Source organism: Streptomyces sp. NBC_01197 (genome assembly GCF_036010505.1).
GTDB lineage: Bacteria > Actinomycetota > Actinomycetes > Streptomycetales > Streptomycetaceae > Streptomyces.
The window spans coordinates 3,982,563-4,005,000 of sequence record NZ_CP108569.1; the positions used below are offsets into that span (position 1 = coordinate 3,982,563).

The window sequence follows — 22,438 nt, forward strand, 5'->3', positions numbered from 1 at the left end:
GCGTCCGGCGCCGACCGATGACTTTCGCCGCCGCGAACGGTCATGACCATGTGGGCGCAGCAGGCGCCGCACACAGGCGGGCACGACCGAAGACGAGAGAGGCACACCTCATGGCAGCCCCTGGCAACATCAACGGACTGGGCATCATCCTCGGCAGTACGGATCCCGAACCGCTCATCGAGTGGTACCGCACAGCGCTGGAGCCACTGGGGGCCCGATGGGAGGGCCACATGCTCATCGTCGGAGAGCAGGCGATCATCGGATTCGATCGCCGTGACGACGTGGCGGAAAAGGCCGCGGAACCGGGCAGGCAGCTGGTCAACCTCATGGTGCGTGACATCCGTGCGGCCGAGAAGCACTTCAACACCCTCGGTGTGACCTGGGTCAGGCCGGTCGAGGACACCGGGGGCGGATGGTTCTTCTCCACCCTGCTGGACCCGGACGGCAACTACCTCCAGGTGCTTCAGGGCCCCGCGACGCCCTGAACCGGAGCGCCCCGTGCTACGACTCCGCCGACGGCCCACCCGCCGCCGGCGGAGTCCGACGTGCCGGGCGGGGGATACCCGATGGCTGCTGGGCACGCTCCCGCTATGCTCGGGGGGTGCGTCAGCACGGACCGTTAGCTCAATTGGCAGAGCAGTGGACTTTTAATCCATTGGTTGTGGGTTCGAGTCCCACACGGTCTACGACGGAGGAGGGGGGAAACACCCCCTCTGACCTGCAACTGAGCGCCCTGACCTGGTTTTTCGGTCGGGGCGCTCAGTCGTTTCGGAGCTCGTGCGTGAGCATGCGTCGGCAGTACCTGGTACGGCGTGGATCTGCTCGCCGCCGACTGTCGCAGCCCGACCGGTGCCTTGAGTGCTACCGGCTGAGGTACGCGCTTACGGTCCTTCGAGTCCGCGTATCGGTGCTGCTCGGAGCCGATAGCCGTGGCTCGAGCAGAGGGCGTTGCCCACATCCACTGCGACCGAGGTCGACCATCTCGCTCCCCGACAGGCGGAAATCTACGGTGGCTGAGGTAGACATCGGGCAGTGAAGTGGTTATGTTTTCTCTCGTAGCCGAGATCAAGCAAGGCCCGGCAGAGATGAACTGCCGGGCAGTGGTACGCGCAGTGAAGGCAGTTCGCACGACGGTGCGGTGGTGGAGTTCCGAAGCCGGAGCAGTTGCAGGATGGCGACGGGGCTGACGACCGGACCGGGTGGCCCGCAGTGATCAGGGGCCGCCGTGAGCAGTACGGCAAGGTGCAGTTCGCAGGATCAGCAGTGTGTTTGTCAGTAGCACCTCGGTAAAGGCGTCGGCTGCGGACGCGCGTGCCGGGAGGTTCGGCAGTGGGGTTCCAAGCCAGAGCAGACGCAGGACGGGCGACGGGGCTGGCTGCCGAAGAGTGGCGCTGCCGTAGGCCGCGGAGCAGTTAGTACCAGCAGTAGGTAAGTGAGTGATCCCAGAGGGAAGAACGGAGGAGCCAGGCGCCATCAGGATCGCCCGGGCGGAGTGTCGAGCCCGGGTACCGCAGGACATCGTTAGTGAGGTGGTCTCCGGTCAAGCAACCGCGATCCCCGCAATCCACGCCCTCTCCCGGGCGTGCACGCGGAAACAGAACGCCGACGCAGTACGAGAGTCGGCAGATGGTGTAGCAGTTCCTTCGGGGCCCGGGTGCCAGATGGCATCCGGGCCCCTCAACGCGTTCCACAGAGAGGTGAAATGACAGCAGACGACTCGTTCGGCCGTCTCGACGACGACGACTACCCCGCCTACACCATGGGCCGGGCCGCCGAAATGCTCGGCACCACGCAGGGCTTCCTCCGCGCCATCGGCGAAGCCCGCCTCATCACCCCGCTGCGTTCCGAGGGCGGCCACCGCCGCTACTCCCGCTACCAGCTGCGCATCGCCGCCCGCGCCCGGGAACTCGTCGACCAGGGCACACCCATCGAGGCCGCCTGCCGCATCGTCGTCCTTGAGGACCAGCTCGAAGAAGCCCAACGCATCAACGAGAAATATCGCCGCGCCGCCGAATCGACGGAACCGCCCGTGGGGTGAGGCGGCGGGCCCGCCGGGGATACTGGCAGGCCCCGAGGGCCGGGGCGGGCGGGTCTTTTCCCATGAGCCTGACCGGCGCGCAGGCGAGAGCCGCCATCAAAACAGCGGTGAGGGGCTCTCGCCGCGACCGTGTCAGTGGTCGGAGTAGCTGAAGTCGCCGATGGTCCAGCCGCTGACGTCCTCGATCGCCACGCGGTACATTCCGCCCGTCTCGGGGATCCCCACCGTGCCCTGCAGAATCCGCGCCACATGGAAGTGCAGATGCGTGGGCGGCCCCTCCTCGCGCGGGGCAGCGGTGAACACAGCGGAGAAATCACTCAGGCGGGCCGAGTCCGCCAGGACCTCCGACACCCGCTGCCTCCAGACGGCTTCGGGAGCCAGCCGACCGGTGATGACTGCACCACCGGCGACCACGGTCAGAGACATCTGATTGCTGGCCCCGGACTCCACCAGGGCGGCGACCTCAACAAGCAGTTCGTCAGGCTTCGACATGAGAGACGATTTTAATCACCGGCCGTCCGGTCGGCTCAAGCGGTGGTGCTCCATGGAGGAAGCAAGAAGTGGAGCTCTCCGGCCAGGTCCATGCGCCCGAAGGCCTGGTGCCCGTCCTGCGGTGCGTCCTGCGGTGCGTCTCGGCGGTCCGGCCGGCCCCTTCCCGTAATGGTCAGAACCACCCTCGCGCATGGCGTAGAGTTGGGTTTACCGACGCGGGGTGGAGCAGCTCGGTAGCTCGCTGGGCTCATAACCCAGAGGTCGCAGGTTCAAATCCTGTCCCCGCTACTCAGGATCGAAGGCCCAGCACATCACGTGCTGGGCCTTCGGTCGTTTCTCACCGCTGCCGCCCGGCCGGTCCCCGCTTCCCCCACTTGGCCGACGCCGAATCGCAGACCGGCGCGGGTGCGGCCAGCCTGGTGGGGCGCGGTACCGTCCGCCGCTTTGTGGACCGGGCAGGAGGGTACTGGTGGGGCAGCGAGAGGACTCGGGCTGGGCGCGTAGGTTCGTCCGGGTGCTGCCCGCCGTGCTGATCGTGGGCGGTGTGGTCTTCGACCAGCTGACGCCGGCCGCGTTCACGGCTGCCCCGTTCTTCGTCGCCGCGCCGGTGATCGCCGCCCCGCTCTTCTCGTACCGGGCCACGCTGCTCACGGGGATCGTCGCGGTGCTGGCCGTCGTGGGGCTGCATGGCTACGACGACACCTCGGCCAAGGCCTCGGCGATCACGGAGCTCATCACCGTCGTGACGCTGTCGGTCGTCGCCCTCGTCATCAACCGCGTCATCCGGGTCAGTGGCGAAGAGCTCGCGTCGGCGCGCGTGGTGGCGGAGACCGCGCAGCGTGCTGTGCTGCCGGTGCCTTCCGAACGGATCGCCGGGCTGCACATCGCGGCGCGGTACGAGGCGGCGCAGGCAGGCACCTTCATCGGCGGCGATCTCTTCGCCGTGCAGGACACCCCGTACGGGGTCCGGCTGGTGGTGGGTGACGTGCGGGGCAAGGGGCTCGGCGCCGTCGAGGCGGTGGCCGTGGTGATCGGGGCCTTCCGGGAAGCTGCCGAGCAGGAGGTGACGATCGAACAGGTCGCCCAGCGGCTGGAGCGTGCGCTGACCCGTGAAGGCGTACGACGGGAGGGACTTGACGCCTTCGAGGGGTTCACCACGGCGGCGCTCGCCGAGATCCCGCGCGGTGACCAGGGCCGGATCCGGCTGCTCAACCGGGGTCACCCCGAACCGCTGCTGCTGTACGCGGACGGGGGTATCCACGTCCTCAGGCCGACCGATCCCGCCCTGCCGCTGGGGCTGGCCGATCTGGCGGCCTGGCCGGACCGGGCGGACGAGACGGAGTTCCCGCCGGGGGCCACGCTGCTGCTCTACACCGACGGCCTGTCCGAGGCGAGGAATGCGCAGGGGGCCTTCTACGAGCCGCAGAAGCGGCTGCGCGGCCGGATCTTCTCGGGGCCCGACGAGCTGCTGACGGCGGTGACCGACGACGTGCGACGGCACACGGGCGGGCGCTCCACGGACGACATGGCGCTGCTCGCGGTGGGCCGCCCGGGCCTGGGGCAGCCGGACCGGCGCAGGACGGTGGGGATCGTCCACCGGGAACAACACGATGCGTAGTCGAAGCGCACCCCTCCGCATAACAGTTGACGCACCATCAGGAAGCCGATGTTTCACGATGGCTCCCGAAGGGAGATCAAGTCGCCCGAATGCGCCCCTTTATGACCCGTTAAGTGCAGGCCAGAGCCGTTAACGATCAGTCGGAACAGCTTGGAATCCGGCCCTCGCGTCTATTAACGTTCGATAACGCAGCGCGGTTGTCCCAGTCGTCGCAAGAGGCGGCACCGCGCGCACGCGCCGAATCCCGCAAGGGAACCGGGGAACCATCAATTGGGGTGAATCGGGCTTCTCCGCAAGGGCTGCCCGTAGGAGACCTTCCTGCTCCGAACCCGTCAGCTAACCCGGTAGGCGGTAAGGAAGGAAAGGAGTGCGCCTCCGTGGCGTCCAACAACCCTGCCCCCGAAACGCTTTACTTCCCGAACGACGATGCTCTCGGTTTCGGCGGTGAGGACGGCGGCACATTCGACGAGTGGAACCCCACTGAGGATTCCCTCCGTTCGGTCCGTGGCAAACACCGCGTCGCCAAGCAGCGTGGCGGACTCGCCCGCAGTTCGACGGTCCTCGGCGTCGGCGTGATCGCGGCTGTCGGCGCGGGCGGCATGGCCAGCGCCCAGAGCAAGCCGCCGGTCGCGATCTCCCTCCCCGACCTTCCGCAGTCCGTCAAGGACAAGCTGCCGGATGCCGAGTCGCTGCCCGGCGTGGGGACGCTGATCTCCGACATCGACGGCGGCTCGTCGGGCCACGGCGGTACGGAGACGGGCGCCGCCGACGCGGCGCTCACCACCGCGGCGGCCACCGGCAAGGGCGGCGCGGACGCGGGAGAGGCCCTCCGTGCCCGGATCATCCAGCAGGCCGAGCAGCAGCAGGGTGCGGTCGACGACGAGGCCAAGGCGGCAGCCGAGAAGGCAGCTGCGGAGAAGGCGTCGGCGGAGGCCGCGAAAAAGCAGGACGAGGCTGCGGCCAAGGAGGAGGCGGCCAAGAAGAAGGCCGAGGCGGAGGCCAAGGCCAAGGCGGAGAAGGAGCGGCTCGCCAAGCTTGCGGCCAGTTACTCGCTCCCGGTCTCCTCGTACACCCTCACCTCGCGGTTCGACGACGGCGGTTCGATGTGGTCGTCGGGCCACCACACCGGCCTCGACTTCGCCGCCCCGACCGGCACCCCGATCAAGGCCGTGCACAGCGGGACGGTCAAGTCGGCGGGCTGGGCGGGGGCGTACGGCTACCGCACGGTCATCACGCTCGACGACGGTACGGAGTTGTGGTTCTGCCACCAGTCCTCGCTGGGCGTCAGCGCCGGCCAGAAGGTCAGCACCGGCGAGGTCATCGGCCGGGTCGGAGCCACCGGCAACGTCACAGGACCGCATGTGCACCTGGAGGTCCGCCCGGGCGGGGGCGACCCGGTCGACCCGATGACCTGGCTCCAGGGCAAGGGCCTCAACCCGTAAACCCCAACGCGTGAGCGGCAACCCCAAGGCGTGAGCGGCTGAACTCCCGCACCCGCTTTCGGTCCCCGCGAGTACCGCCGATGTACGGCGTCCGCACCCCGGCGGTCCTGACGGCACATCCCCCCGGCGTCAGGGCTGCCGGTTCGCCGTATGCGGGCACCGGCCCGCCCGGTCCGTCCCACGCGTACGGCCGTCCGGCTGAACAGCGGAATAGTGCCGGGCCGACGCTGGGTTGACCGACGTATGACTCCTCTGCGCGCACTCGGCTCCTCCGACCTCAAGGTCTTCCCGCTCTCCCTCGGTGGCAACGTCTTCGGGTGGAGCGCCGACGAAGAACAGTCCTTCAAGGTGCTGGACGCCTACACCGCCGTCGGCGGCAACTTCATCGACACCGCGGACACGTACTCGGCGTGGGTGCCCGGAAACAAGGGCGGCGAGTCCGAGACCGTCATCGGCAACTGGCTGGCAGCGCGTGGCAACCGCGCCGACGTGGTGGTCGCCACCAAGGTCGGTATGCACCCCCGGTACCGGGGTCTCTCGGCCGGGAACATCAGGGCCGCCGCCGACGAGTCGCTGCGCAGGCTGGGCACCGACTACATCGACCTCTACTACACGCACCTCGACGACGAGTCCGTTTCCGTCGAGGAGATCATCACCACTCTCGATGATCTGGTGAAGGCCGGCAAGGTGCGCGCCATCGCCGCGTCCAATGTGAGCGCCGAGCGGCTCGACGCCTTCATGGCGTTCTCCGAGGCCGAGGGGCTCGCCCGGTACGTCGCTGTGCAGCCGCACTACAACCTGGTCTCCCGTGGCACCTACGAGGGCGGGCTCCAGGACGTGGCGGCCCGGCACGGTCTGGCGGCCGTCCCGTACTACGCGCTGGCCGCCGGCTTCCTCACGGGCAAGTACCGGCCCGGTGTGGACGTCGACAGCGTGCGGGCCGGCAGTGCGGCCCAGCACCTGGAGACCGAGCGGGGGCCGAAGGTCCTGGCCGCGCTCGACAGGGTCGCCGCGGCGCACGGAGCCGAGGTCGCGACCGTCGCCCTGGCCTGGCTGGCCGCACAGCCGACCGTCGTCGCGCCGATCGCTTCGGCCCGTACGGTCGGGCAGCTGCCCGCGCTGACCGCCGTGGCCGAGTTGAAGCTCACCGACGCCGAGGTGGCGGAGCTGACCGCGGCCTCCGCCTGAGGAACCGGATCGGGCCGGGACCGGTACGGCCAGGAACCGGAAGCCGGGCGAGGCGCCGCCGGGGTCAGTGCTGGTACGGGTTGTAGCCGCCGTAGTGCAGATGCGGCGGCGGCACCCGTACCCGCCCGGTCGCCTCGGCCGCGTAGAGCAGCGCGGGTCCTGCGATCTCCTTGCGCTGCCAGAGGTGGTGCAGCAGTTCCTGCTCACGTGCTTCGAAGTCCGGGGCCACCACGCCCCGGTGGGCCCGGTGCCGCAGGAAGGCGAGGGTGGTCGCGAAGGCCTCGTACTCGGAGACCGCGCGGGACGCGGCCCTGGCCCGTGACTTCGCGTCGGCGTGCGCGGCCGGCCGGTGGTACGGGCTCTGGCCGTACGGACCGGAGGGGGCCGGGCCGACGGGGTTCGGGCCAACGGGGCTCGGGCTCCGGCCGTACGGGGCCGGGTGCGGGCCCAGATGCGGGCTGGTCGCGCCGAACCCTCCGCCGAACGTACGCGCCGCGAAGCTGCGTGCCATGGCGCGCGCCCGCATCGACGAGAGCGCCAGCGGCTCCGCGGGGGCCAGCCAGCCCGCCGCCGCGTACGCGGGCAGTTCGGCCGATATCGTGCGCAGCTCCCGCTGGCGGGTCCAGATCGCCAGCCAGGTGATCATCCCGAAGACCGGGAGCATGAAAGCGCCGTAGACCAGATAGAAGCCGTAGGTGCCGAAAGCCGACGAGCTGTTCCACAGGGCGTGCATGCCCATGGCGCAGAGGAGGCCGAGCAGCGGCGGTGCGGTCCGGCGCAGCCGCCGGTCCTCGGCGGCCAGCGCCGCGATGCCGAAGCCGATGCCGGTCAGCACGGTGAACAGCGGATGGGCGAACGGTGAGAGGACCACCCGGACGAAGAACGTCGCCGCCGTCACGGACGGAACGCCCGAGAACCCCAGCGACTTGTCCTCGCCGAAGGCGCTGCCCAGATACAGGATGTTCTCGGTGAAGGCGAAGCCGGTCGCGGTGAACCCCGCGAAGACCACACCATCCACGACCCCGGTGAAGTGGCGCCTGCGGAAGAGGAAGATCAGCAGGATGGCCGTGGCCTTCGCGCTCTCCTCGACGATCGGCGCCACCAGTCTCGCCCCGAGAGTGTTCGCGCTTTTCGGATCCGCTGTGGCGGTCGCTATCCAGTGGGTGGCAAAGGAGTTGGCGATGATCGCGACGAGCGCGGCGGCGCACGCCCCCCAGGCGAAGGCGAAGATCAGGTTGCGCCAGGGGCCCGGATCGACCCGGTCCAGCCAGCGGAAGGCCGCCATGAGCAGCGGCACCGGCAGCACGGCCAGAGCCATGCCGACGAGGAAGCCCTCGGTCCCGGTCTGTTCGCGGACCAGCGAGAGGATCAGCAGGCCGCAGATGGCGAGGACGATGATCACCGCTGAGGCGCGCAGCGCCTTGCTCCGCCAGAAGTCCCTGCGGGGTGCGTAGCGCCAGTGTGCACGCGGCGGAACGGCGTCGAAGCGCGGTTGCTCCTCGTACACCGGGACCACCGGATGGGCCGCCCCGGGCGGCACGCTCGACTCGTACACCCGATTGAGACTAACGAGCGGCACTGACAACCGCGACGCCGTACCGGGTTTCCGTGCCGGGCCCGGCCTGATCCACGAAGATCGGCCGGACAGCCGCTAGCCGGTGCTGTGGCCGCTCGGGCGGTCGTTGCGGCGGAACAACAGGTCGTGGACCGCGTGGCCCTTGTCGAGTCCCTGGCCCTCGAACCTGGTCAGCGGCCGGAAGCCGGGCCTCGGTGCGTAGCCGCCGTCCGACGTGGTGTTCTCGAAGCAGGGGTGCGCGGTGAGCACCTCCAGCATCTGCTCGGCGTACGGGACCCAGTCGGTCGCGCAGTGCAGGACGGCGTCCGGTGCGAGCCGGGGCGCGGCCAGGTCGAGGAACTCGGGCTGGATCAGCCGCCTCTTGTGGTGGCGGCTCTTGGGCCATGGGTCGGGGAAGTACACCCGCAGTCCGGCGAGCGAGTCCGGTTTCAGCATCTCGCGGAGCAGGATGATCGCGTCGCCGTTGGCCACCCGGATGTTGGACAGGCCGTTCCGCTCCGCGAGACGCAGCAGGTTTCCCTGGCCGGGGGTGTGCACATCGGATGCGAGGATCCCGGTCGACGGGTCGGCCGCGGCCATCTGCGCGGTGGCCTCGCCCATGCCGAAGCCGATCTCCAGGACGACGGGGAGACCGTCGAACAGGGTGGGCAGATCGAGGACCCGCTGTCCGTCGATGTCCAGACCCCAGCGCGGCCACAGCCGTTCCAGAGCGTCGGCCTGCCCGGTCGTGACGCGGCTGCGGCGCGGCTGGAAGCTGCGGATCCGGCGCTCGTGGTGGGAGCCCGCGGGGTCGGCCGCGGGTCCGCCGGGGAAGCGCGGCTCGCCCTTGGCGCGCTGGGGCGACGAGGGATCGGGTGGGGGGTTCAGGAGATCGGACACAGTGCCCCCGATTCTACGGTCCCGGCGCCTGCCGGTCCTCAGGCCCGTACCCCCACCGAGGCCAGCGCCCTGCGGGCGATCTCGCGGCCGATCGGCAGGGCTGCCGTCGCGGCCGGCGAGGGGGCGTTCAGCACATGGACCGTGCGCGGCGCCTCCCGGATCAGGAAGTCGTCGGCCAGCGTGCCGTCCCTGAGGACCGCCTGGGCCCGCACCCCGGCCGGCGACCGGCGCAGATCCGTCTCCTCGACGGCGGGCAGCAGCCGCCGCACCGCCTCGGTGAAGGCGCGCTTCGACAGCGAGCGGTGCAGCTCGCCCGCCCCGTACCGCCAGTGGCGGCCCGCTACCCGCCACGCGCCGGGCCAGGCCAGCACCGTACCCAGCTCGGCGGGGCGCACGGTGCCCCAGTCGTACCCCTCGCGGGCCAGCGCCGGTACCGCGTTCGGTCCGACGTGGACCGTGCCGTCGGTGCCCCGGGTCAGATGGACGCCGAGGAAGGGGAAGGCCGGGTCGGGCACGGGATAGACGAGGCCGCGCACCAGGCTGGGGCGGGTCAGGGTGTAGTACTCCCCCCGGAAGGGCATGATCCGCATCCCCGGGTCGTCGCCCGCCAGCCGGGCGACCCGGTCGCAGTGCAGCCCCGCGCAGTTGACCAGGGCCCGGGCCCGTATTACCGCTCCGTCGGACGTGGCGACCGCGACGCCTTCCGGGCGCCGCGCTATCCGGACGGCCTCGGCCCCGCACCGGACCTCGGCCCCCGCCGACTCCGAAAGCTCCGCGAGGCGCGCGGCCACCGCGCCGTAGTCGGCGATCCCGGTGGTGGCGACGCGGATCGCGGCCAGTCCCCGGACCCCCGGCTCGTACTCGGCGATCTGGGCGGGGCCCAGCTCCCGCACCGGAATCCCGTTCTCCCGGCCGCGCTGGGCCAGGGCGTGCAGCCGGGGCAGCTCGTCCCGCTCCGTCGCGACGATCAGCTTGCCCGTCACCTCGTACGGCAGGGAGTGCTCGGCGCAGAACGCGGTCATCTCCGCCGCACCCCGCACCGCGAACCGCGCCTTGAGGGAGCCGGGCCGGTAGTAGATCCCGCTGTGGATGACCCCGCTGTTGCGGCCCGTCTGATGGCGGGCGGTGCGCTGCTCCTTCTCCAGCACCACGACCCGCGTGCCCGGCGCGGACCGTGTCAGGGCGTACGCCGTCGACAGGCCGACGATCCCGCCGCCGATGATCAGCACGTCGCAGTCGAAGCCACCGCTGTGGCCGGCACCGCCGTAGCGATCGCCGCTGCCGCCACGGGCGCCGCTGTCACCACGCGTGCTGCCGTTCCCGAAAGACATCGCACCTCCTCCCACCCCGATAGTGCACTGGCCCACTGACAATGCCCTCAAACCAGGGGGGAGGACCGTTCTACGCGGGCGCCACCAGGAGTGGTCTGGCCCGCTCGCGTAACTCCACCACTCTCGGCTCGTCGCCGTACGGCTCAAGCCGGTGCAGCAGATCCCGTACGTACTCCGTGGTGCGCGCCGACGAGATCCGCCCCGCGACCTCCACCGCCCGGGTGCCCGCGGCACACGCCGCGTCGAGGTTGCCGGACTCCAGCTCCGCCACCGCGCTCACCACAAGACGCAGCCCGTGCGAGCGGACGAACTCCTCCGTCGGCTTCGACAGCGCCTGCTCGGTGAAGCGCCGCACCTGACGCGGGGCCTTGAGATCGTGGTAGCACTCGGCGGCGTCGGCGGCGAAGCGGTCGTACGAGTAGAAGCCGAGCCAGGACGGATCGGCGTCGCCTTCGCGCGAGCGCTCCAGCCAGCCCTCCGCCGCCTTCAGCGCCGCGCCGGCCGCAGCCGAGTCACCGGCGCGCGCGTGCGCCCGTGCTTCCACCAGTCGGAAGAAACTCATCGTGCGTGCTGTCGCGAGGCCCCTGTTGCGCTCGACCGCCGCCTGCGCGAGGTCCACTCCCTCGTCCCCGAAGCCGCGGTAGACCGCCTGGAGCGACATCGAAGCCAGGACATATCCCCCCAGCGGGACATCGGCGGCGGCGCGGGCGAGCCGCAGCGCCTGGATGTAGTAGCGCTGGGCGGCCTCCTGCTGGCCGGTGTCGAACGCCATCCACCCGGCGAGCCTGGTCAGTTCGGCGGTCGCGCCGAAGAGCCCGCGGCCCACCTCGTCCGAGTACGAGCCGAGGAGCAGCGGAGCCGCGTCCACCCGCAGGCACTCGGGCACCATCGACGAACGCCAGTCCCCGCCGCCGTACTTGGAGTCCCAGCGCCGCGCGTCCTCGGCGGCCTCCCGCAGTTTGGTCACATCGCTGTGTCCGACGCGCAGCGCGGCCGGGCCCGCCAGTTCGTCGGCGCCCCGCTCCACCGAGGAGTCAGCGGGTGTTATCAGCCATCGCGAGGCGGGTGTCGCATATGCCGTGACCGCGAACGATCCGGCGAGCGACTGCCATATCCCGCCACTTCCGGCCCGGCGCCCGGCGAGATCCAGCCGGTACAGATCGGTCGCCGACACCACGGCCGAGCTGACGTCGCGGTGGAAGGCGAGCCCGACCTCGGGGGCCGGATCCGCGTCCGCGAGTCCTATCTCGTGCAGCGGTACGGGCCGGCCCAGCTTGGCGCCGATCGCCGCCGCGATCAGATGGGGCGCGGCGCCCTGGGGCACCATGCCCTTGGACACCCACCTGGCCACGGACGTCTTGTCGTACCGAAGCGTCAGGCCGCGCTGGGCGCCGAGGTCGTTGACCCGTCGCGCCAGTCCGGCGTTGCTGATTCCCGCGACGGCGAGAACGGTGCCGAGCTTGTCGTTCGGCCCGCGTAGCTCCCTGGACATGCGCCACCCCTCGACACACAGACGGCCGCCGTGTCGCGGCAACTCCTCTTGTCCGAGAAGCCGTGCACGGCATTCGTAAACCCAGCGTAGTTCGCCGCATCCCTACCGTTAAGGGGTGATGTTCCGGATGGCGGGATTGTTGCCCGCCCGGAGCGCTCTCAATCGCGGCCCGTGCCCCCGGTGTGTGGCCGTGCGCCCGGCCGTGCGCTCTGGTCCGGCCGTTCGGCGAGGTCTTCCATGTGCAGTGCGTGGGTCGGCCCACTGCACAGGTTCCAGTGGGCTGGGGGATACGGCCGCCTCAATCCCCGCGGGCGGCCGGCCGGTCCGGGAGGCGTGTGGCGTCTCCCGGACCGAAGCGCTGTACGGCCCTTCGGCCGGTGTCCCTGCACAGATGCCACTCCGCCAGAATGGCTGGATGACGCCCCTCGTGGGGCAAGACCGAATGGCCTTTGCCGGGGGCGCATTCACATCCGGGTGCGCGCTTCCGTACCCCCTCCGGTACGCCGTTGTCATGGCAGCATGGTCCTGGACGCCCTCGGCGTTCAGTTGTCCACAGCCTGTGGAGGCGGCGATGCGGTGGTTGGTGGGGTGGAGCAGTACTGCCGCGAGCTTCGGCACGGCCGGTTCGCTCGGCGGCGCGGACGAGGGGCGCACGGTCCACCCCGTGGGCTCGCAGCTGCTGTGGGGCGATCCCGATCCCCTCTGGGCGGTCGGTGACTGGCGGCCGGACGAGGTGCGGGTCATCTCTGTCGACCCCCTCACCCGCCTTGCGGTACTGGGCTGTTGCGCTGCGACGGACGAGGAGCTGCGGGTCGGCCTGTTCGCCGCGCGCGGCGGCGCGCTGCGCCATCTCACCGCCTGGGCGGGCAGTTACACGGTCGTCGTACAGTCCGGGCGCCGGGTCACCGTCATCGGCGACCTGGCCGGCGCGCGGCCCGTCTTCCACACCCCCTGGGCCAACGGCACCGCGTACGCCACCGCGGCCCTTCCCCTCGCCGACCTGGTCGAAGCGCAGCTGGACATCGGCCACTTGGCCGCGCTGCTCGCCTGCCCCGACGTGCCCGAGGCGCTGCGCGACTCGACGCCCTACGCCGGGGTGCGGCGCATCCCGCCGGGCCACGCCCTCATCCTGCGCGACGGCTCACGGGAGATCACCGGGTACGAACAGGTGGCCTCGCTCGCCGTGGCCGCCGCCCAGGTCGACCCGGACCGGGCCGTGGACGGCGTCCGGGACGCGCTCGTCGAAGCCGTACGCGCCCGGCTCACCGCGCCGCGCCACGCCCCCGAGACGCTGCCGCCCGATCCGGGCCCCGTCCCGGGAATGGGCCCGGCCGAACGGCGCGCCGCGCGCGGGGTCCCGGTGCCCGCCGCCGGAATCGGCGCCGACCTCTCCGGCGGCAGCGCATCCGCCACCCTCACGCTTCTCGCGGCCGGACTGCCCGGGGTGCCGGGCACGATCCTCGGCCATGGCACGGGCGCCGGCGAACGCCTCCTCGCCGTGACCTTCAATGACCTCTCCGCGCGGGGCCACGGGCCCGAACTGGAACGGGCGGGCGCCATCGCGGCCAACCCGAGACTGCACCACGTGGTCGTCGCGGGGGGCGAAGAGGCCCTGCCGTACGCCGATCTGGAGTCGGGCCCGCTGACCGACGAGCCGGGCCCTTCGCTGATCACATCGGAGCGCCACCGCCTGCGGCTCGCCGCGGGCAGCGCGGACCACCTGGTGGGCGACGGCGCACGGCAGGTGCTCGACGCGCACCCCGCGCGCCTGGCCGACCTGCTGATGGACCGCCGCAGACGTCATCTGGTCAAACCGGTCGCCGCGCTGGCCAAAGCGGACGGCTCGGTCCTCATCCCCTTCACCGTCTACCGCGCCGCGCGCAGACTGGCCCGCACCCCGTACCGCGCGGGCATCGAGGAGGCGGCCGTCCGGCTGCGCGACCGCGATGTCCCTTACGCCGCCGAGGGCTCGACGCTGGACGCCTCGCTGGCGGCGCTCACCTGGTCACGGCCGGGGCCCGCGGCCCGCTGGCTGACCGGTGAGGCGCTCGCCGAAGTCTCCGTACGCCTCCAGGAGTCGGCGCTGCGGCCCACCTCGGTGCAGCGCCCAGGCGAGGCCCGCGCACGCGCCGCGCTCGCCCGGTACGCGGCGGACCACCGGATCTTCGAACAGGCGGCGGAGGTACGGAGCCAGCGCCTGCACGCGCCGTTCCTCGACAACCAGGTGGTACGGGCGGCCCGGCTGCTCCCCGAATCGCTGCGGGTCCAGCCCGGCGCACGGGCCGAGATCCTCCGTACGGTGCTGGCGGGCGCGGGCATCCACGACCTGCCGGACGGCTGGGGCGCCCCGTCGCACACCACCGCGAAAGCCACGTTCCATCAGGGGCTGCGCGCCTCGCTCCCCTCGCTGATCGCCCTGTTCGATGCCCCGCTGCTCGCGGACGCCGGCCTGATCGAGGCGCGGGTGGTCCGCAAGGCGCTGCGCGCGGCTGCCGAGGGGGAGCGGCTGCCGCTCGACGGGCTGGCCGACCTGGTCTCCACGGAGCTGTGGCTGCGCAGACTGCTGGCCAGACGCGGCAGTTGCTGGACCGGGACAGCGGCACCGAAGCAGCGGGCGGTGGCGGGCGGGGTCGTACCGCGACGGAGCCTTTAGGGGCAGGGCAGGGCAGGGCAGGGCAGGGCAGGGCAGGGGCTCGCGGGACGGGGGTGGGATCGGGTCCGGTCAGCTGCAGCTGATCTGTGACTGCGCCCAGTCGGCCACCGCCACCGAGCCGAAGGGGCCGCTCCGTTCGACCACGAGCCGGAGCGTCCGGTGGCCCGCGAGCCCGACCCGCACGTGCACCGCCGGATCCCTGCCGTGCACCACGGCCGAACGCCACAGCAGGGACTGGTCCCCGTACACCGAGAAGCGCACCGCCCCGAGCCCGAGCGACATGTCGTCAATACCGGCCAGCGCTTCATAGGTGGAGCACTGGCGGTTGAGCTGGACGGTCACGCTGGACGGGGCGTGCACGCTGATACCGCGGTTGTACTGGGTCCCCCGCATGGCCAACTGACGGCGCTGCCACACCGGGCCGCTGTCCTTGAGGCTGAGCTCGGGCTCGGTGTGGTCGCCGACGAGCGAGTAGTCAAGGGCGGCCACCTGGTAGACGGCCGGTGCGGGCGGCGGAGGTGTCGGAGTCGGAGTCGGGGCGGGCTTCGGGGGTGGGGTGGGTTCGGTCGGCGTCGGCGCTGGCTTCGAGGGCTTGGGAGCGGGCTTCGGGGGTACCGGCGTGGGCTTCGGCTTGGGGGCGGGTTTGGGCGCGGGCGCCGGGGGAGCGGGCGGTGCCTTCGGCCGTGGGGGCGGTGGCGTGGGTTTGGCCGGTACGACGGGCTGCGCGACCGGGGGCGCGGCGTGCGGCGCCGGTCGGGGAGCGTCGCTGCCGGACAGCGCGAACGCCAGACCGGCGGCCGCCGCGACGACGACGCCGGCGGCGATACCGGCCTTGGCGGGCACGCCGAGCCCTTCGGACGCGGCAGCGGCCCCGCCCGCCGAACTCCCGCCCGACGCCGCGGCGGCACCGGCCCCGGCGGCCCCGGCCGCGCCGCCCGCGACGAGCCCGGCGGCCTTGAGCGCGGACCCACCGGCGAACCAGCCGATGACCGCGATCGGAACGAGCCCGGGAATCCCGGCGTTGACGTCCTTGAGCTCGCCCACCGCGAGCCGGCACTTGGCGCACTCCTCCAGATGCTTCCGCAGCCCCCGCTCGGCCCGCATCCGCAGGCCGCCGCGGGCGTAAGCGCCGAGCCGGTCGGCATACTGCGCGCAGTCGCCGCCCGCGGTGAGCGTCTGACTCACATGGGCCTGGAGGTAGGCCTGCTTGAGCCCTTCACGGGCCCGGCTGGCCAGGACCGCGGTGGCATTGGCCGTCAGCCCGAACAGCGGGGCGACGTCGCTCGGGGACTCCTCCTCCACGGTGGTGTGCCAGAGGACTGCCTGCCAGCGCTCAGGCAGCGACCGGAACGCCTCCATGGCCAGCGACTTCTCGGCGATCCGCATGGCCTGGACATCGGCGCCCAGATCCAGCGTGTCCTGGTCGGACACCTCGGACGACGAGGACCTGGCGGCCCGGTCGGCGAAGACGGCGAAGTCCTCGACCAGCTGTTCCCGCTTGGCGGTCTTCGTCCATGCCGCGGCGACCCGGCGAACCGTGGTCAGCAGATAGGCCCGGACCGCCTGCTCGGGTCCCGCCCCGCGCCGTACCGCCTGCAGCGTGCGCGCGAACACCTCGGCCGTCAGGTCGTCGGCGGTGTGCGCGTCGCGGCAGCAGGTACGGGCATAGCGGCGCACCGCGTCGGAGTGCCTGCGGAACAGTTCCTCGTAGGCGCTGTCGACGCTGCCGGCGCCGGCGGTGCTGTCGGTGCCGTCCCGCATCTGCGCGATCAGTTCGGCGTCCGACGGCGGCAGGTCCAGGGCGCGTGGCGGCGGAAGCACCCCGCTGCCGCCGCCCTCACGCTGCTGGGGCACGCTGGCCGACCATTCGCCGCCCGGAGGCGGCCCTGGCTGCGACCCCGCCTGCCCGGTTGGCTCCCCGGACATCTTCCCGGGCGGCTGCCCCGGGCCCTGCCCGGGCAGCGGCTGCGCCCCGTCGGCCTCGCCGAGTGGCTCGTCCCGCCCCTCAATGCTCATCGCGGAAAGCCCCCGTACCTACCTCAGACCAGAACACCGGCCAAGACTTGCACGGCGGGGGCTATGACCGGCCACTCGCGTTCGGCAACCACTCATCCGGGGAGTCTTCCCGAATCGGAGCACTAACTGTCACCCGTTAGGGGAAGGCTCAACTAATTGTCCCCAGAGCCCGGATGAGTGATGCCGAGGAACCGGCCGACTGCAAAGCAGCCGATTGCAAAGCAGCCCACTGCGGGACAGTCGACTACGGGACAGCCGACCGTGATGCGGGTGCCGCCGATACGGGCACTGCCGATACGGCGCCCGAAGCGGGGCGCCCCGCCGGCCCGCCACCCCCGCGCTCAAGCCGGACGGGAGCGCAGACCCTCCAGCAGGATGTCCAGCAGCCGTGAGGACGCGGCCGCCTGCTGTGCCGAGTCGGGCAGTGTAGGCGCCGCCGTGGCTATCACCAGCAGGACGTCCGCCACGGTGACATCGCCCCGCAACTCGCCTGCTGTGTGGGCCCGGTCCACCAGCCTGCCCACGACCTCCAGCAGCTCCACTGGCCCCGCGCTGTCGGCCGAGAGACCGGGCAGCGCGGCGGTCGACGGCGGTTCCCCGGCGACCCGGGAGGCCGACCGCTGCTGCGGTACGCGCGTCTGGTCCGGGGAGGCATCAGGCACGCCCGTCAATGGCCCCCCGCCGAGGGCGACATCACCGATTTCAGCCGCTTCGGCCGCCCCCACGCGCAGCACCTGGGGCGGCAGCAGCCGTCCCGCACCCGAGGCCACCGACGTCCGCAGGAACCGCGAGAGCGCGGACCACGGTTCGTCCTCCTGCCCAAGTGCCGTACGGGCCTGCTCCGTCAGGCGGGCGGTCTCCTCCTCGGCTATCCGGCTGACCAGGACGTCCTTGCTCGGGAAGCGGCGGTACACGGTGCCGACCCCGACTCTCGCCCGGCGCGCCACGTCCTCCATCGGCGCGCCGTACCCGAGCTCGCCGAACACCTCGCGGGCGGCCCGCAGTACGTGCTCCAGATTGCGCTGTGCGTCCACGCGAAGGGGCGCAGAGCGCGTGCCCGCGCCCGCCCGTCCGCTGCTCTCAGCCGGGACAGTGGCCTGCCAACGAGCGTCCTGAATGTGCATATGCGATCCCCCGGTAATGATGTCTCCCCCCGGAGACTCCCCGCCTGGTCCCGCCGGGGCCGAACCCCAATACCCCGGCGAACTACGAACATAGTTGAGCAGGGGGCGATTCAGAAGGGGGTCGTTCCGCACGGTGCGCCTCCCGATCGGAGTATGGGCCTGGACTCTCCCTGTTCCACCCCGGTGCCCGCTGACCGTCCCACCCGCTGACCTGCGGCCCTTCCCTTCACGAGGGGAAACACTCCGCTGCGGCGCGCCGGTGTTCTCCGGTCACACAATTTGTCGGGCCTGTGGACAAAGTCGAGCGCCCGTTGCCTCATGGGACAGTGACTGCTCCCCTCTCCCACGAGACGAACCCCGGGTCCGGCCAGGGACCCCGGGCCGGCACGCGCATTCTCGTGGTCGGCGGCGGCTACGTGGGTCTGTACACGGCGCTGCGTCTCCAGCGGAAGCTGAAGGACGGCGAAGCAGAGATCACCGTGGTCACTCCCGACCCCTATATGACGTACCAGCCGTTCCTCCCCGAGGCCGCTGCCGGTTCCATCTCGCCCCGCCATGTCGTCGTGCCGCTCAGACGACTCCTCGACAAGTGCCGGATCGTCATCGGTGAAGCCACCGCCGTCAACCACGCCGAGCACACGGCGACCGTGACCACGCTCGCGGGCGCCGATGACGGCACCGGCGCGATGGAGATCGCCTACGACGAACTCGTGCTGGCCCCGGGTTCCGTGTCCCGCACCCTGCCGATCCCGGGCCTCGCCGAGTACGGCATCGGCTTCAAGAGCATCGAAGAGGCCATCGGCCTGCGCAACCACGTCATCGAGCAGATGGACATCGCCTCGTCGACCCGCGACCCCGCGATCCGCGACGCCGCGCTCACCTTCGTCTTCGTCGGCGGCGGCTACGCGGGCGTCGAAGCGCTCGCCGAGCTGGAGGACATGGCGCGCTACGCGGCGCGCTACTACCACAATGTCGACCGCGAGGACATGAGCTGGATCCTGGTGGAGGCCGCCGACCGCATCCTCCCCGAAGTCGGCCAGGAGATGGGCGAGTACGCGGTCCGTGAGCTGCGCAACCGCAACATCGACGTACGCCTGGAAACCCGGCTGGACAGCTGCGACCACCGGGTCGCCGTGCTGAGCGACGGCGCCCGCTTCCCCAACCGGACCCTCGTCTGGACCGCGGGGGTCAAACCGAACCCGGTCCTCGCCGCCAGCGACCTCCCGCTCAACGACCGCGGTCGGCTGCGCTGCACGGCGCAGCTCACCGTTGAAGGGACCACCCATGCCTGGGCGGCGGGGGATGCGGCGGCGGTCCCGGACCTCACGTCGGACGAGCCCGGCGCGGAGACCGCGCCCAACGCACAGCACGCCGTGCGCCAGGCGAAGGTGCTCGCGGAGAACCTCGTCGCCTCACTGCATGGCAGGCCGCTCAGCAACTACGAGCACACGTACGCGGGTTCGGTCGCCTCGCTCGGCCTCCACAAAGGTGTCGCCCACATCTACGGACGGAAGGTGAAGGGCTACCCTGCCTGGTTCATGCACCGCGCGTACCACCTCAGCCGTATACCCACCTTCAACCGGAAGGCCAAGGTCCTCGCCGAGTGGACGCTCGCCGGACTCTTCAAGCGCGAGATCGTTTCGCTCGGTTCGCTGGAACACCCGCGGGCCGAATTCGAATGGGCCGCCGGCGGCGACCGCCCGCAGCGGGACTGACGCCGACAGTGCAGCCGGTCACACTTGGCGTGTGACCATAGGCGGGCCCAGACCCGCACAGAACACCCCGTACGGCCCGGATCCCCCCGCCGGGTGAGCAGCAGGTCCCAGCCGTCCCGTCACGACAAACGAGGCTTGAAAAGCAGTGAACTTCACGCGCTGGAGCTCCCGGCTCCCCGGAACGCAGCGCCGCGCCGCCGCGCGGACCGACCACAGTTCCGTGCCCGCGGCCCGCGGTGAATCCGGCCGGCCCCGGGGCCGGGAAGCCGAGTTGACCGCTGACACCGACCGGCTCCCGGCGCTGGACGAGCTCTCCGTACGGGAGATCCTCGGCAGCCTGCCCGCGCTGGTCGCCCTCGTGTACGGAGCCGAGCACCGCGTCGCCTACGTCAACGAGGCCTATACCGCGGCCTTCGGCCCCCGCTCCACCGGCGAGTGCGGGACCGACGAACTGCCCGAACTCGCCGAGCTGGGGCTGTTCCCGCTGATGGACCAGGTACTCCGCAGTGGAACCCCTCGTACCGTCAAGTCCCGCCGGGTGCGGTCCGGTCCGGGCGCGGGCTCGTACACGGTGACCTGCACTCCGGTCCCCAACCTCCCGGAGCACGGCGGGGTCCTCGTCTTCGCCGCCGACGTCTCCGACCACGCCGACGCCGTCGAACGACTGCGGACCAGCGAGCGCAGACAGCGCGAGACGGCAGTCACCCTCCAGCGCTCACTGCTCCCCCAGGAGCTGGAGCAGCCCGACGACCTGCGCATCGCGGCCACCTACCAGCCGGGCGGCACGGACGCGGCCGTCGGAGGCGACTGGTACGACGTGATCACCCTCGGCGCCGGGCGCACGGCCCTGGTCATCGGCGATGTGATGGGCCGCGGGGTCCGGGCCGCCGCCGTCATGGGGCAGCTCCGCACGGCCGTCCGTGCCTACGCCCGGCTCGACCTGCCGCCGCACGAGATCCTGCAGCTCCTCGACGGCCTCGCCTCGGAGATCGACCCCAACCAGATCGCCACCTGCCTCTACGCGGTCCACGACCCCAACGAGGGGCGCCTGGTCTACGCATCGGCCGGCCATCTGCCGGTGCTGGTCCGGGACGAGGACGGCACGGTACGCCGTGCCGCCGACCCGACAGGACCGCCGCTCGGGACGGGCGGCTGGCAGCACACCTCGGACTCGATCGCGCTGCCGCCCGGCTCCGCCGCCGTGCTCTACACCGACGGCCTGGTGGAGCGCCGGGGCGAGGACATCGACGAGGGCCTGGCTGCTCTGGAGCGGGCACTGTCCGGTGCTTCCGGTACCCCGCAGGTCGTCTGTGACCGGCTGATCCGCTCACTCGGCGTCACGGCCGAGCACGACGACGATGTCGCGGTCCTGGTCGTCCAGCACCCCGCGCGTACCGGCCCGGCCGCCGAGCTGTTCCACAACGCGGCGCTGGACCTGCTGGGCGGGGTGGAAGCGGCTCCCCGCGCGCGGGCCTTCGCCTCCGGCGTGCTGACGTCCTGGAGGTTTCACGTGGAACTTCACGATCTGGGAGTTCTGGCCGCCAGCGAACTCGTCGCCAACTCCCTCCAGCACGGCACCCCGCCGATGCGGCTGCGACTGCGCAGGACCGACCGGCGGCTGATCATCGAGGTGACGGACGGCGACGACCATCTGCCGCGCCGCCGCCGCGCGGAACCCGCTGACGAGGCGGGCCGCGGTATCTCGATCATCGCGACGATCGCCTCGTCCTGGGGCTCCCGCCGTACACCGGGGGGCGGGAAGGCGGTCTGGTGCGAGTTCGCCCTTCCCGAGAACACGACGGCCCGGCCGGCCCCCCGCCCGTAAGCCCCTCTGCTCTGCGGGCTGCCAGGTGCCGGAGGCCCGGGCCGGCCGGCCGTCAGTGCGGGGCGACCGCTGGCTCCGGCAGATGCGCCGCCACGACCCGCGAACCGTGTCCGAGCGACGGATTGTTCTGTACGGGGGTGAGCCGCCGCCCCAGCCGCAGAGCCAGCATGGTGATCCCGAGGGAGAACACCACGAAGGTCGCGATGTACAGCAGATGCATCGACGCCCCCATCGGCCCGCCGACAGCGGGCCCGATGGCCAGGGCCAGCTGCTTGACCAGCGCGAACGCCGAGTTGTACTGACCGACCATGGAATCGGGCGCCAAATCGGCGACGAGCGGTGCGACGGTCGGGGACAGCATGGACTCACCGAGCCCGAACAGCGCGTACGTCGAGATGAACGCAGCCGTCGCCATGGCCTGGCTGCCGTGCCCCAGACCGGCGTATCCAGCGATGACCCAGGCGAAAGCCCAGATGAGACCCACCGCGGCGATCACCCGCGAGCGCCGCCGCTTCTCCACGACCTTCAGCACCACGAACTGCGCGACGACAATCACCGCCGTATTGGCGGCCAGTGCGATTCCGAGCGTCGAGGGCTGAATTCCGGCGGCCTCGGTCCCGTAAGCGGCAAGCCCGGACTCGAATTGGCCATAACAGGCGAAGAAGACGACAAAGCCGAGCACGCAGAGCTGCACCATGGCGCGGTGCTGCAGCAGCGCACGCACTCCGCCGCCCTTGGGCTGCGGAGCCAGTTCCAGCCCCGGAGCGCGCGGCAGCCGGACGGACGTGGCGATCCCGGCGAGCGCCAGGAACATCGCGGCCTCGATGGCGAAGAGCAGCGTGAAGCTGCCGGGCCGGCTCGCGTCGACGATCTGGCCGCCGACGAGTCCGCCGATACCGAGCGTCAGGTTCTGCAGAAAGAACTGCATGGTGAAGGCGCGGGTCCGGGTGGACGGGGTGGAGCACCAGACGATCATCGTGGCCAAGGAGGGCTGCATTACGGCCGTCCCCGCGCCGAGCAGGGCGGCAGACAGCACGACTGTCACCACG

The 22,438-nt window shown here is 71.4% G+C and carries 16 protein-coding genes, 2 tRNA genes and 1 riboswitch (1 of these 19 running past the window's edge); of the genes, 10 read left to right on the forward strand and 8 right to left on the reverse strand.

The window, feature by feature from the left end; genetic code table 11:
* Nucleotides 1–110: 110 nt before the first annotated feature.
* The 3 genes from OG452_RS18145 (at nt 111) to OG452_RS18155 (ending at nt 2,038) form a co-directional block, all read left to right on the forward strand.
* The gene (locus OG452_RS18145; RefSeq protein ID WP_327296619.1) at nt 111–485 is read left to right on the forward strand and encodes a VOC family protein; all 375 of its coding nucleotides are present in this window, start codon (nt 111–113) and stop codon (nt 483–485) included.
* Nucleotides 486–613: 128 nt separating this feature from the next.
* A tRNA-Lys gene (locus tag OG452_RS18150) sits at nt 614–686 on the forward strand.
* Between the two features lie 1,016 nt (nt 687–1,702).
* Complete coding sequence (locus tag OG452_RS18155) at nt 1,703–2,038, forward strand: MerR family transcriptional regulator (protein WP_327296620.1); 336 nt, start codon at nt 1,703–1,705, stop codon at nt 2,036–2,038.
* 132 nt (nt 2,039–2,170) lie between these two features.
* On the opposite strand, the gene OG452_RS18160 is transcribed toward OG452_RS18155, so the two are convergent.
* Nucleotides 2,171–2,530 carry a hypothetical protein gene (locus OG452_RS18160; protein WP_327296621.1) on the reverse strand — a complete coding sequence of 120 codons (360 nt, stop codon included), beginning with the start codon at nt 2,528–2,530 and terminating at the stop codon, nt 2,171–2,173.
* 214 nt (nt 2,531–2,744) lie between these two features.
* Between OG452_RS18160 and OG452_RS18165 the strand changes: the two genes are divergently transcribed.
* From OG452_RS18165 to OG452_RS18180, 4 genes are all read left to right on the forward strand, one after another.
* Nucleotides 2,745–2,818 (forward strand) — tRNA-Met (locus tag OG452_RS18165).
* Between the two features lie 100 nt (nt 2,819–2,918).
* Nucleotides 2,919–4,148, forward strand: coding sequence for a PP2C family protein-serine/threonine phosphatase (locus OG452_RS18170; protein ID WP_405565478.1), 1,230 nt, complete (start codon nt 2,919–2,921; stop codon nt 4,146–4,148).
* Nucleotides 4,149–4,373: 225 nt separating this feature from the next.
* A riboswitch (cyclic di-AMP (ydaO/yuaA leader) is annotated at nt 4,374–4,514 on the forward strand.
* Between the two features lie 11 nt (nt 4,515–4,525).
* A complete protein-coding gene (locus OG452_RS18175) occupies nt 4,526–5,590 on the forward strand; it encodes a M23 family metallopeptidase (protein ID WP_327296623.1) in 1,065 nt (354 codons plus the stop codon).
* A gap of 243 nt (nt 5,591–5,833) precedes the next feature.
* A complete protein-coding gene (locus tag OG452_RS18180) occupies nt 5,834–6,778 on the forward strand; it encodes an aldo/keto reductase (RefSeq protein WP_327296624.1) in 945 nt (314 codons plus the stop codon).
* 64 nt (nt 6,779–6,842) lie between these two features.
* Here OG452_RS18180 and OG452_RS18185 read toward each other — a convergent pair whose 3' ends face one another.
* The 4 genes from OG452_RS18185 to OG452_RS18200 form a co-directional block, all read right to left on the reverse strand.
* Entirely contained in the window at nt 6,843–8,333 is a 1,491-nt protein-coding gene (locus OG452_RS18185) for a PrsW family intramembrane metalloprotease (RefSeq protein WP_442810047.1), read from the reverse strand.
* A gap of 96 nt (nt 8,334–8,429) precedes the next feature.
* Nucleotides 8,430–9,233, reverse strand: coding sequence for a tRNA (guanosine(46)-N7)-methyltransferase TrmB (trmB, locus tag OG452_RS18190; protein ID WP_327296625.1), 804 nt, complete (start codon nt 9,231–9,233; stop codon nt 8,430–8,432).
* A 38-nt stretch (nt 9,234–9,271) separates the two neighbouring features.
* The gene (lhgO, locus tag OG452_RS18195) at nt 9,272–10,564 is read right to left on the reverse strand and encodes an L-2-hydroxyglutarate oxidase (protein ID WP_327296626.1); all 1,293 of its coding nucleotides are present in this window, start codon (nt 10,562–10,564) and stop codon (nt 9,272–9,274) included.
* 70 nt (nt 10,565–10,634) lie between these two features.
* On the reverse strand, nt 10,635–12,056 hold the full coding sequence (locus OG452_RS18200) for an MFS transporter (RefSeq protein WP_327296627.1): 1,422 nt from the start codon (nt 12,054–12,056) through the stop codon (nt 10,635–10,637).
* 571 nt (nt 12,057–12,627) lie between these two features.
* Between OG452_RS18200 and OG452_RS18205 the strand changes: the two genes are divergently transcribed.
* Nucleotides 12,628–14,709 carry an asparagine synthase-related protein gene (locus OG452_RS18205; RefSeq protein ID WP_327296628.1) on the forward strand — a complete coding sequence of 694 codons (2,082 nt, stop codon included), beginning with the start codon at nt 12,628–12,630 and terminating at the stop codon, nt 14,707–14,709.
* A gap of 69 nt (nt 14,710–14,778) precedes the next feature.
* Here OG452_RS18205 and OG452_RS18210 read toward each other — a convergent pair whose 3' ends face one another.
* Both OG452_RS18210 and OG452_RS18215 read right to left on the reverse strand, forming a co-directional pair.
* Nucleotides 14,779–16,725 (reverse strand): sigma-70 family RNA polymerase sigma factor, encoded by a 1,947-nt coding sequence (locus OG452_RS18210; RefSeq protein ID WP_327296629.1) that lies wholly within the window; start codon nt 16,723–16,725, stop codon nt 14,779–14,781.
* 341 nt (nt 16,726–17,066) lie between these two features.
* The gene (locus OG452_RS18215) at nt 17,067–17,849 is read right to left on the reverse strand and encodes a TetR/AcrR family transcriptional regulator (protein ID WP_327296630.1); all 783 of its coding nucleotides are present in this window, start codon (nt 17,847–17,849) and stop codon (nt 17,067–17,069) included.
* A 290-nt stretch (nt 17,850–18,139) separates the two neighbouring features.
* Between OG452_RS18215 and OG452_RS18220 the strand changes: the two genes are divergently transcribed.
* The gene (locus OG452_RS18220; protein WP_405561849.1) at nt 18,140–19,564 is read left to right on the forward strand and encodes an NAD(P)/FAD-dependent oxidoreductase; all 1,425 of its coding nucleotides are present in this window, start codon (nt 18,140–18,142) and stop codon (nt 19,562–19,564) included.
* Between the two features lie 145 nt (nt 19,565–19,709).
* Nucleotides 19,710–21,389 carry an ATP-binding SpoIIE family protein phosphatase gene (locus OG452_RS18225; RefSeq protein WP_327296631.1) on the forward strand — a complete coding sequence of 560 codons (1,680 nt, stop codon included), beginning with the start codon at nt 19,710–19,712 and terminating at the stop codon, nt 21,387–21,389.
* 52 nt (nt 21,390–21,441) lie between these two features.
* Here OG452_RS18225 and OG452_RS18230 read toward each other — a convergent pair whose 3' ends face one another.
* Nucleotides 21,442–22,438, reverse strand: the 3' portion of a protein-coding gene (locus tag OG452_RS18230; RefSeq protein WP_327299683.1) for an MFS transporter. It continues 272 nt past the right edge of the window; only the last 997 of its 1,269 coding nucleotides appear in the window; its start codon lies off the right edge, out of view; the stop codon is at nt 21,442–21,444.